Origin of the sequence: Psychrobacter sp. SWN149 (assembly GCF_015864565.1) — a bacterium.
Taxonomy (GTDB): domain Bacteria; phylum Pseudomonadota; class Gammaproteobacteria; order Pseudomonadales; family Moraxellaceae; genus Psychrobacter.
In genome coordinates, this window is sequence record NZ_JADYWX010000008.1 from 128,804 (window position 1) to 139,479 (window position 10,676).

The 10,676-nt window shown below is 44.6% G+C and carries 10 protein-coding genes; 2 read left to right on the forward strand and 8 right to left on the reverse strand.

What is annotated here, in order from left to right:
- Positions 1-22: 22 nt before the first annotated feature.
- The 4 genes from I6E86_RS12810 to ilvA form a co-directional block, all read right to left on the reverse strand.
- Entirely contained in the window at positions 23-520 is a 498-nt protein-coding gene (locus tag I6E86_RS12810; RefSeq protein ID WP_227680651.1) for a low molecular weight protein-tyrosine-phosphatase, read from the reverse strand.
- 221 nt (positions 521-741) lie between these two features.
- On the reverse strand, positions 742-1,161 hold the full coding sequence (locus I6E86_RS12815) for an RNA-binding S4 domain-containing protein (RefSeq protein WP_197177783.1): 420 nt from the start codon (positions 1,159-1,161) through the stop codon (positions 742-744).
- Positions 1,162-1,339: 178 nt separating this feature from the next.
- A complete protein-coding gene (locus tag I6E86_RS13905) occupies positions 1,340-1,657 on the reverse strand; it encodes an excalibur calcium-binding domain-containing protein (protein WP_227680652.1) in 318 nt (105 codons plus the stop codon).
- A gap of 193 nt (positions 1,658-1,850) precedes the next feature.
- A complete protein-coding gene (gene ilvA / locus I6E86_RS12825) occupies positions 1,851-3,404 on the reverse strand; it encodes a threonine ammonia-lyase, biosynthetic (RefSeq protein ID WP_197177784.1) in 1,554 nt (517 codons plus the stop codon).
- Positions 3,405-3,798: 394 nt separating this feature from the next.
- Here ilvA and rpiA point away from each other — a divergent pair, with 394 nt between their 5' ends.
- Positions 3,799-4,458 carry a ribose-5-phosphate isomerase RpiA gene (rpiA, locus tag I6E86_RS12830; protein WP_197177785.1) on the forward strand — a complete coding sequence of 220 codons (660 nt, stop codon included), beginning with the start codon at positions 3,799-3,801 and terminating at the stop codon, positions 4,456-4,458.
- Positions 4,459-4,570: 112 nt separating this feature from the next.
- Here rpiA and argF read toward each other — a convergent pair whose 3' ends face one another.
- The 3 genes from argF to dnaB all read right to left on the reverse strand — a co-directional run bounded on the left by argF (position 4,571) and on the right by dnaB (position 8,343).
- A complete protein-coding gene (gene argF / locus I6E86_RS12835) occupies positions 4,571-5,494 on the reverse strand; it encodes an ornithine carbamoyltransferase (RefSeq protein ID WP_197177786.1) in 924 nt (307 codons plus the stop codon).
- A gap of 209 nt (positions 5,495-5,703) precedes the next feature.
- On the reverse strand, positions 5,704-6,810 hold the full coding sequence (gene alr, locus I6E86_RS12840) for an alanine racemase (protein WP_197177787.1): 1,107 nt from the start codon (positions 6,808-6,810) through the stop codon (positions 5,704-5,706).
- A 129-nt stretch (positions 6,811-6,939) separates the two neighbouring features.
- Positions 6,940-8,343, reverse strand: a complete 1,404-nt coding sequence (dnaB, locus tag I6E86_RS12845; protein ID WP_194364285.1) for a replicative DNA helicase — start codon at positions 8,341-8,343, stop codon at positions 6,940-6,942.
- 447 nt (positions 8,344-8,790) lie between these two features.
- Here dnaB and pdxA point away from each other — a divergent pair, with 447 nt between their 5' ends.
- Positions 8,791-9,891, forward strand: a complete 1,101-nt coding sequence (pdxA, locus tag I6E86_RS12850) for a 4-hydroxythreonine-4-phosphate dehydrogenase PdxA (RefSeq protein WP_197177788.1) — start codon at positions 8,791-8,793, stop codon at positions 9,889-9,891.
- A gap of 252 nt (positions 9,892-10,143) precedes the next feature.
- Here pdxA and I6E86_RS12855 read toward each other — a convergent pair.
- Positions 10,144-10,676: calcium-binding protein (locus I6E86_RS12855; protein ID WP_320158540.1), on the reverse strand; the 533-nt coding region annotated here is incomplete at its 5' end.

The following is a 10,676-nucleotide window of genomic DNA, read 5'->3' on the forward strand; positions in this document are numbered from 1 at the left end:
TAGGACATACCTATGGCCTATCTTAACAATATTTCCAACTTTCTATCCAAGCTTGTGCACTGGATTCTATGCGCTCAATCACTTCTTCAAAGTCATCACCATCGCCTTTATAAGGATCTGGCACATCATTACCGCCATAGGTAGGGTCTTCTTCGCTGAATAAGGCGAGCTTTGCCAAAGTGTTTTCTGTATCTGTGATGCCATCTTTGATGGCTTGTAGATCAGCCAAATTTTGCGCATCCATGGCCAAAATCAAATCAAATTTTTGAAAGTCACTGGCATTTATTTGGCGGGCAATGAGTTTATTGATTTTATAGCCGTGTGACTTTGCATGGCGCTGTGAACGATTATCAGGTGCATCACCGACGTGCATATCACTGGTGCCCGCTGAGTCTATCTTGATTGACAATCCGGCAATCGCCGCTTGCTGGCGAAAAACCTCTTCGGCCGTTGGAGAACGACAGATATTACCTAAACAAACCAACAGTACAGAAGAGGGTGTACAGGATTTCATCAACATAGTGTGACCTTCTATAACAAAAAAAACATGCCATAAGAAGCTCACAGTGTTAGCGCGGCTTTTATTAGCATGCAATCGATTGAATCAGCTGCTAGCGTAACGCCTAATGTCTTGAATGGCAAGGATAGAGATTAAACAATAGCGTCACTTGTCATGGTTTTGACGCAATATTATGCATGGCAATATCATGTAATGAAACAGCATACAAGGACGGGGCTATATTATTCTTGGTTACTTTTAAAGCGATGCAAATCACGGCGCTCTTTCTTATTGGGCTTATTATCCGGACGAGCGAGGTTAGCAAGTTTGCGCTGTTCCGCATAGTAAGCACGTCGTGTCTCACTTTCTTTGGTCTCTGAATACAAGACCTCGGCGGCAGCAGCATTGCCGCGCTGTGCCGTTAAGGCCTCAACGATGACGGTTTTTTCCGTCATGGCAGTGGCTGAACCTTGGCGAATGGTGAGCTCATCTCCGACTGAGATCTCCTTACTGGTCTTTACGCGGCTACCGGCATAGTGCACTCGGCCACTCTCAATCGCTTGCTTGGCAAGGGTACGTGTACGATAAAATCGCGCTGCCCACAGCCATTTATCGAGACGGATTTTGGCCAACCCTTGAGAGTTGTCAGTATTGTTCTTCATAAGTGCCACTCTGTATTTGTTTTTATACTAACTAATATTAGGGCAACTTTGATATTTGCAAATAGATTTTATGACTATGACTTGAGGATGAGGGACAGCATTGACGTGAATGAATGAGCAACAGCGTTAGCAACGGCTCTGATTTATAGTATCTCATCTGTCTTTTAAGGGGGTTATATCAGTGACACCACTGCTGCTCACAAGGTACACCATCGTTATTGCCATCCATTTGTGTACTCGGGCAATTATTAATGAAATAAGTGGCCTCTGCACAGGATGTCATTTGAGAGCAGTGTTGTCTACCGTCACATGAAAACGCTGAAGCTGCTGGTTGGGTATTCAGAACAGGAGGCATAGTGGACTCTGAAGTGGGGTCTAAATCCACATAGGTAAGCGGTATGTCGTCAATATCAGTAGCGGTAAGAGCAGGTTGGGTGACAATATTTGCCGCTGTATTGGGTTCAGGTTGCTTGATCGTATGTTTGGGTTGAAGCAATCTATAACCTATCAGCACGAAAATCAGTAAGGTTACTATCACTAATATTTTGCTTATCACTGTGCCATACCTACCAGCTCATAATCATGATTAATCTGACGCTGGCAGTTTCAATCAATCGAGAAACTGCCAGCGCGTACGACACTTTAAGTGCATTTTTATTCACATGCTCTGACTTGCTCACGCGCTTTTGCTATTTTAAAAACAACTGATAGCCAATATTGTCATTGAGCATCGTGCAGTCATAACCAATATCAAGCAGTGCATCTTGTAGCTGACGAGAATTGCCTTCTGAGGCTTGTAGTCCAACCAACACCCGACCTTCAGCAGCACCATGATTGCGATAATGGAATAGGGTGATGTTAAAGTCATCGCCCAATTTTTCTAAGAAGGTCAGTAGTGCGCCTGGACGCTCTGGGAATCCGATACTCAGCAGCTGCTCATTTTTGACATGAGCATGCCCACCGATTAGATGGCGAATATGCGATTTGGCGATATCGTCATCGGTTAAGTCGTGCGCCGTATAGCCATCGGCCGCCAACTGATTACTGATGATTTGACGCTCTTTATCGCCTTCTTTTAAGGCGATACCGACAAAGATTGAGGCAGGCTCCCTCGAGTCTGGTGATTTTTTGCTATCAGCACGATAGTTAAACTCAGTGATATTACGGCCATGCAGACTGCGACAGAAGTTTAAGAATGCGCCAGTCTGCTCGGGGATAGTCACTGCAAAGATGGCTTCTTTTTTCTCACCAATCTCGGTACGTTCAGCGATATAACGCAGACGATCAAAGTTCATGTTGGCACCGCAAATGATACCAACGCAGTTCTTGTCTTGTATGTTATTGGCTGTCAGATATTTTTTCATACCAGCGACTGACAATGCGCCAGCAGGTTCAACGATGCTGCGGTTTTCTTCAAAGATGTCTTTAATCGCTGCACAGACTTCGTCATTGGTACAAGTGATGACTTCAGGTTCAACGATAGGGCCTGAATTATCGCTTTTTTGGGTGCGTATCACATCAAAAGGCAGCTCGCCAATTTGAGCCACTGCCACACCATCGACGAACAATCCCACTTGTTCAAGTTTGACGCGCTCGCCAGTTTCTAGTGCGGCTTTGAGACAGGCGGACTGCTCAGCCTCTACCGCGATGACTTTGACGTGCGGCGCCACTTCACCTAAGAAGGCGGCAACACCTGAAATTAAACCGCCACCACCAACTGCCACAAATACGTAGTCCATATTACGCCACTGCTGGGTCAGCTCAAGTCCGATCGTGCCTTGTCCTGCAATGACCAACTCATCATCATAAGGCGGTATGAAAGTGAGACCTTCACGCTCAGCACGATCAATCGCATAGCGGTTTGCTTGGTCGAAACTGTCCCCATGCAGATCAACATGACCACCGAGGGCCCTGACAGCATCGACTTTGATGTCGGGCGTGGTGGTTGGCATCACGATGATATTGTTCAGTGATAGTCTACGTGCAGAATAAGCCACGCCTTGTGCATGATTGCCTGCTGAGGCACAAATCACACCACGCGCTTTTTGCTCATCGCTTAACTGGCTGATACGGTTGTAAGCACCGCGCAATTTAAAGGATTTAACTGGCTGTAAGTCTTCGCGTTTGAATCGAATATCATTGGCAAAACGTTGGGTCAGCTTGGGCGCCGTTTCAAGTGGTGTTTGAATAGCAACGTCATAGACGGTGGCTTGTAAGATGGCTCGTACCCAGTGTGACAGCATAGTAATTCCTAAACAAAATGTAGATGAATATAAAAGTATAAATGAATACAAAAACGAAATAGATTAGCCTATGCTGATTTTGAGTGTCTTGCAACACTCAATTGCAGTTTTCTTAGGATTTCAGGTCTGAATGTACACAAAGTAGTGGTATGTGCGAAAGATAGACGCTCTGTACCTAGAAAATTAGAGTCATGATTGCGCTAACATCCATCAAAATCATCGGTTATAATAGCCGCGCATTTTACCTCTTTTATAATGATATCGTCGGTTCAAGATAATTTGGATACAAGGTGGGCGAGTAAAAGTGCTGCCAGTGGTAGTCTAAGCGAGCCTAACGAACGCCATATCCAGTTTATATAGGACTGACTGTCCGTTTATTTTCCAAGGATTTATGATGAGTGATCAGCAAGCACAAAAGCAAGCCGCAGCCAAAACTGCTCTAAGCTATATCGAAGATGGTATGATACTTGGGGTAGGGACGGGCAGTACGGTTAATTGTCTGATTGAGCTACTGCCAACAGTAAAGCTTGCTGGCGCGGTTGCTAGCTCACAGGTGACAGAAGACAAACTTCGTGCGCTTGGTATCGAGATAGTCGATTTGAACTTCGCTGGGACGCTCGATGTTTATATCGATGGCGCTGATGAGGTCAATGAGCACCTGCAACTGATTAAAGGTGGCGGCGGCGCATTGACTCGTGAAAAGATTGTCGCAGCTGCCTCGAATAAGTTCGTTTGTATGGTTGATGAGAGTAAAAGCGTTGAGATACTAGGTCGCGCGTTCCCTGTACCGATTGAAGTATTGCCACAAGCACGCTCTTATGTGGCTCGCCAGTTGGCCAAATTGGGCGGTGAGCCTGTCTACCGTGAAGATTTTGTCACAGACTATGGTAATGTCATCTTAGATACGTATGACTTGGATGTGAGTAATCCAATAGCATTGGAAAAAGAGCTAAACAATATCGTGGGCGTGGTGTGTAATGGTATCTTTGCTGCCAATCAAGCAGACGTTTTATTGAAGGCAAGTGCAAATGGGGTGACGACGCTCACGCGTTAATCTACTGCGAACCACTGTTACTGATGCATACAAAAAAGCCGTCCAGATTTGGACGGCTTTTTTATTTGGGAATTTGTTAATGCGTTATACCGCTCTCTTTTTATAAAGTAGGTTATGCAGGCAACTTGATTTTGTCTTTGAGCAAGAACTCCATCAATGCTTTTTGCGCATGCAAGCGGTTTTCGGCTTCATCCCAAACGACAGAGCGTGGGTCATTGAGCATATCATGGGAGATTTCCTCGCCGCGATGGGCTGGCAAGCAGTGCATAAACACCACTTCAGGATCAGCCTTGTCTAATAGAGACGGTGTCACTTGATAAGGCGCAAAACGACGTGCACGGGTGTTTTGTTCTGACTCTTGACCCATACTGGCCCATACATCGGTGACAATTAAGTTAGAGTCTTTTGCCGCGTCTTGTACGTTTTCTACCAGACTTACGCAATGAGCAAAACGCTCCATGAGTTTTGGATCAGGCTCAAACCCATAAGGCGCTGCAACACGAAGCTCAAAACCAAATTGATTGGCAGCCTGCATAAAGGATGAGCACATGTTGTTGCCATCACCAACCCAAGTCACGATCTTATTCTCGATACTACCGCGATGCTCATAATAGGTCTGCATATCAGCAAGCAACTGGCAAGGGTGGTACTCATCAGTCAAGGCATTGATAATAGGCACACTGGAGTATTCAGCAAAAGTCTCAACTTTTTCGTGCCCAAAGGTACGAATCATGATGATATCGACCATACTGGAAATCACACGTGCTGAGTCTTCTAATGGCTCACCGCGACCGAGCTGCGTGTCGTTCGGTGATAAAAATATGGCATTGCCACCAAATTGACCCATGCCTGTCTCGAACGAGATACGGGTACGAGTCGATGACTTTTCAAATATCATGCCAAGCGTACGACCCACAAAAGGCTGATAGATCTCGCCTGCATGTTGCATCTTACGCAATTCGCTTGCACGTTTGATTAGGTTTTCTAGTTCTTGTTTGGTTAAATCAGATAAGGTCAAAAAATGGCGCAAACTCATAGTAATCCTAGCAGTCGATCGCAGTCAGTGAAACGTTATCAGTGTTCAATAGCATCAGCATCGCGTCAGTGCGTATGCGGGGTTGACAACAAACTTTTAGTATAGCGTATTTACTTTCAATGTAAACGGGCAATTTTATCAAGATTCAACGGCTCACCAAATCCGTTAAAACAGAGTGGTCAGCCATCAAATCTTGATAAGTTTGATGTCTACGCCAGTACACGCTTTGGACGTATGCTGAGGCGACACATTAGCTCGTAGCTAATCGTGCCGGCATGCCCTGCGATTTCATCGACGCGTGGCGCATCGCCCCATAATACTACCTTACTATCCAAAGCAAGACTCTCAGGCGCGTTACTGATATCAATGACAATCATATCCATGGCCACGCGCCCAATCACAGGGCAGCGATAATGCTGGGTGCTATCGGCATCGATGACAGTGACATAAGCGTCGCCTGTGACCACACGCGGATAACCATCGCCATAGCCGACACTTACCAATGCCGTTCTGGTGTCTGTCTGAGCTTGCCAGTGACTGCCGTAACCAACAGCGTCATTGGCACTGACAGTCTGTAGCGCAATAATCTGAGCACTAAAATCCATCGCTGGTTGCAAGTCTAATTCCTGTGCGCTTTTATCAACGACAGGTGAGCTACCATATAAAATGATACCTGGGCGTACCCAGTCATAATGATGCTCTGGGAAATTAATGACACCCGCTGAATTGCACAATGAACCCTGAATGTCTGGGCTAATAGTCGCTTGCAAAGTCGCTAGCACACTTGAGAAACGCTCAATTTGCATCGCATTCAATGGGTGTTCACGCTCGTCAGCATTGGCAAAATGCGTGGCCAGTATCAGCCGATACCCTGATTCATGTAGACGTTTTGCTACTGACAACACTTCCTCAGCATTGAAACCCAAACGGTTCATACCCGTATTGTATTTCAGCCAAGCCACTCGAGTGGCACTGCCAGCAGGCGGGATATTTTGTAGTGCCCATTCTAGCTGTGGTCGGTGGTGAATGACGCAGCTAATATCATGATCAATCGCTTGTTGCCATTCATCAGCGCTAAATGCACCCTCTACGAGACCTATGGTTTTGTTCCAACCCAGTTGTCTGGCCTCTAACGCTTCAGTCAAGGTAGCAACGCCAATACCATCTGCTTGCTGCAGGGCTGGCAGCACTGCCGCCACGCCATGTCCGTAAGCATTGGATTTTACCATGGCGAGCACTTTAGAGTGCGGTGCGCGTTGTTTTACCTGATTGAGGTTATGGGTAATGGCTTTTGGTTTTATAGTAATCGTGCGCATAATTGCCTTCTTTATAAGTAACATTATGAAGTTATAAAGCCAGTGCAACATTAATTGGGCTAATGCTGCACTGGCTAGTTTATTAAAAATCGTTCGCTATCTTACGAATACTGTCTCTTTAAAAAGCTTTTATTCATCATTTTCATAGCTGGCATTTTGATAGTACTCTGGTGTTAGATTGATAAAGCGGGTGAATTGACCCTCAAAGCCCAAGCGTAGCGTACCAATAGGGCCGTTACGCTGTTTACCGATAATGATTTCAGCCACACCTTTATGATCTGAGTTTTCATTATAAACCTCATCGCGATAGATGAACATAATCAAATCGGCATCCTGCTCAATCGCACCAGATTCACGTAAATCTGACATGATAGGCCGCTTGTTAGGGCGGTTTTCTAGACTGCGGTTAAGCTGTGATAACGCAATCACAGGGCATTCAAGCTCACGTGCTAGCGCTTTTAGACTGCGAGAGATCTCAGAAATCTCTCCGACACGGTTGCCATCTAAGCCAGGCACTTTCATCAACTGTAGATAATCGACCACGATCGCGCCCAGCTTGCCATCATGATTTTTGGCGATACGTCGGCAGCGCGAGCGCATCTCAGACGGTGGCAGGGCAGTACTGTCATCAATATATAAGTGTTTGGATTGTAAGTGCTGAATGGCATTCATCATTTTTGCCCATTCATCTTCATTCATTTGTCCAGAGCGTAGATGCGTTTGGTTAATCGCACCCCATGAAGAGAGCAGACGCATCACGATAGACTCAGCAGGCATCTCCATCGAAAACACCACAACGGGCAAATCTTCATTGAATAAAATCCCTTCTGCCAAGTTCATCGCAAAGGTGGTTTTACCCATAGAAGGACGTGCGGCGACAATAATTAAATCACCTGCCTGTAAGCCTTGGGTTTTATTATTGAGCTCAGCAAATGGGGTCTGCAAACCAATCATACCGTCTGGGTTTGACTTGAGTTCTTGAATCTTATCGATGACATTGGTCAACACAGAGGTAATGCCGACAGGGCCGCGCTGCTCAGCACGTTTGTTATGCTGCTCATTGATACTAAATATCTTGCCTTCAACATTGTCCAAGATATCACTGACGCTTTGATCTTTTGGATTATAGGCAAGCGTTAGCATGTCGTTACCCGTAGTAATCAGCTGACGTAGTGTGGATAGCTCACGTACACGCTGGGCATAAGCGGTCAAGTTAAACAGGGTCGCAGGACTTTGGCTCAAAATATCGGCCAAATAACCGTCACCCCCTGCGCCTTTGAGCAGTTTCTGAGCCTCTAGCCAGTCGTGTACCATGACCGTATCATAAGGCTCATTCACTGCCGCCAGATGGGCAATGGCATCAAAAATATACTGATGTCGCCCAGCATAAAAGTCGTCTTTGGTGACAATATCTGCAATCTTGTCGTATGCCTCTTCGATACTCATCAAAGACGCGAGCAATGCTTTTTCAATATCAATATTGTGCGGCGGTGTCTGATTGAGTAAGTCGTCGGTTTTTTCGTTGTCTGCCATGAGTGCCTAATGTGTCAAAAGTCGATATAGTCAAGTCTATATAAATCCATTACATCGTCATCCTCGCTAAGCATACTAATGTATAACTTGCACTCGGTTTCCTTGTATCGAAATTATATTGAACTGACTATATAAAAGAAGGTATAAAAAAAGAAGATAAACGGATATTCAGTATCCATATTTATTTTAATAATATCGCAAAGTAACTGTGGCATCTCTCTACGAGAGACGTACCAAAACGTGGTCTCACATCTGCCTGTAAATGCTACAATCAAAGGCGAAAGTTTAACACATAATGTGCTTTTTTTAGACCTCATGAGTAACTAAATCAAAAACTATCAAGCCTTATGAATTGGAAAAAGCATGCCACATCCAAGTATATAAATTAATAAGATCCACTATAAATACAATAGAATCAATGATTTAATATAAGAAAAGGCCATTGCTATGACACAAGAAAAAAAACCACTATTGATTACCACAGGTGAGCCTGCGGGCATTGGAATGGATGTGGTATTAGGACTGGCGGCCGAGGGTAAGTTACAAGATTTCGCTCGTCCGATGTGGGTGACTGCTGACGCTAAAGCCATGCAAACTCGCGCAGATGAATTGGTCGCAGCAGGCGTGCTCGAAAGTACACCTAGTTGGCATACTATCACTACAGATATAAATGCCAATAACTTCGATGTTAACTTGGTAACGCAGATATCACAGCAGGATATAGACGCTGATAATGCTTTTATTTTACTGAATATTCCTTGTGCCGCACCAGTCGTGTGCGGACAAATCAATATCGTTAACTCAGCGATGGTGGCTAAGCAGTTAGAGATTGCCCATAATCTCGCAACCAGTGGCACAGTTGCTGCGATCGTCACAGGTCCACTACAAAAATCAGCATTAATAGATGCCGATATAAAGCTGTTAGATGGCACGATGTTTAGTGGTCATACCGAGTTTTTCATGCAGCAAAGCGATCGTAAAAAAGTTGTCATGATGCTCGCCAATCAAGCGATGAAAGTAGCGCTTGTTACCACGCATTTGCCATTAAAGGATATACCAGCTGCCATCACGTCTGACAATGTACGCCAAACCGTACAAATCGTGATTGATGACATGAGGGAAAAGTTTGGTCTCACGCAGCCTCGCATCTTAGTCTGCGGCCTCAATCCCCATGCAGGCGAGGGCGGACATCTAGGTATGGAAGAGATTGATATTATTAATCCAGTGTTACAAGAGTTCATCCATACGGGAGTGGATATATCAGAGGCGATGCCAGCCGATACATTGTTTACCCCAAGACATCTAGCAAACTGTGATGCGGTGATTGCTATGTACCACGACCAAGGTTTGCCAGTATTAAAATCGCACGGGTTTGGTGATACGGTTAATCTGACTTTAGGTTTGCCTTATATTCGTACTTCTGTTGATCATGGCACGGCGCTAGACTTGGCAGGAAACGGCGGTGCAAGTGCTACGAGCTTATATCAAGCACTGCGTATGGCAAATGAGATGGCTGATAAATCCCTTATTGATAGACCTCTTGCATAAGTCAGTGTCTTAGCAATACTTTTAACGCAATATTGGGCCACTGTAGTGTCAGCAATGCCTATCTATGCATCATCGCATCATCAAAAATACTCTAATATAAGTGGTTCCATTATAGCGGTCTATTTTAAGTGGTCTATTAATAGGTCTGAGGGGTAAGTTAACGGGTTCCGTTGGGGTATGCTTAAAACAAAAAAGCGGGCAATGAATTTCATCGCCCGCTTTTCAATATTGATTACTGTATACAACAGACTTCTACATTATATGGAATATTGCTTCTGTTTGCATATTATCATTAAGCGCTTGCCCTATAGTTAAGTCTACGGCTGTTGACGGCTCAGAGGCTACATTAAATACTGTAGTAGCAGTCTGATTAGCTGTGTTTGCACCCACTACATCAGCGCTTTCAAACGCTAATTCATTACTATTTAGATCAAGTAGGTCATCAACGTCAAGTGATTCTACTTGCTGTGACCCTTCAAAGGTAATCATTTGAATACTAGAATTACCACCTAATGCGCTCAGATCAACAAAGTCATCATTTGTACTATAAGCGTCATCAGAAAAGTCTTCCGCTTCATCGAATGACATCATACTGCGAGCATTACTATTACCACTATTTACCATGCTCTCGATATCTGCTTTATCCCAGACCGTGCCATCGTCGAAATATATATTATCAATAGCACCACTATCAAATTGATTACTCAGAATGACTTTTCCGCCCACTGTTAATATTTCTACACTTGAATCTTCTCTATTTAGAGTAATATCAGATGGGTTGTAAC

Coding starts and splice junctions, on each gene's coding strand:
- I6E86_RS12810 (WP_227680651.1), bottom strand. CDS start 520: ATGTTGATGAAATCCTGTACACCCTCTTCTGTACTGTTGGTTTGTTTA.
- I6E86_RS12815 (WP_197177783.1), bottom strand. CDS start 1,161: ATGAAGAACAATACTGACAACTCTCAAGGGTTGGCCAAAATCCGTCTC.
- ilvA (WP_197177784.1), bottom strand. CDS start 3,404: ATGCTGTCACACTGGGTACGAGCCATCTTACAAGCCACCGTCTATGAC.
- rpiA (WP_197177785.1), top strand. CDS start 3,799: ATGAGTGATCAGCAAGCACAAAAGCAAGCCGCAGCCAAAACTGCTCTA.
- argF (WP_197177786.1), bottom strand. CDS start 5,494: ATGAGTTTGCGCCATTTTTTGACCTTATCTGATTTAACCAAACAAGAA.
- alr (WP_197177787.1), bottom strand. CDS start 6,810: ATGCGCACGATTACTATAAAACCAAAAGCCATTACCCATAACCTCAAT.
- dnaB (WP_194364285.1), bottom strand. CDS start 8,343: ATGGCAGACAACGAAAAAACCGACGACTTACTCAATCAGACACCGCCG.
- pdxA (WP_197177788.1), top strand. CDS start 8,791: ATGACACAAGAAAAAAAACCACTATTGATTACCACAGGTGAGCCTGCG.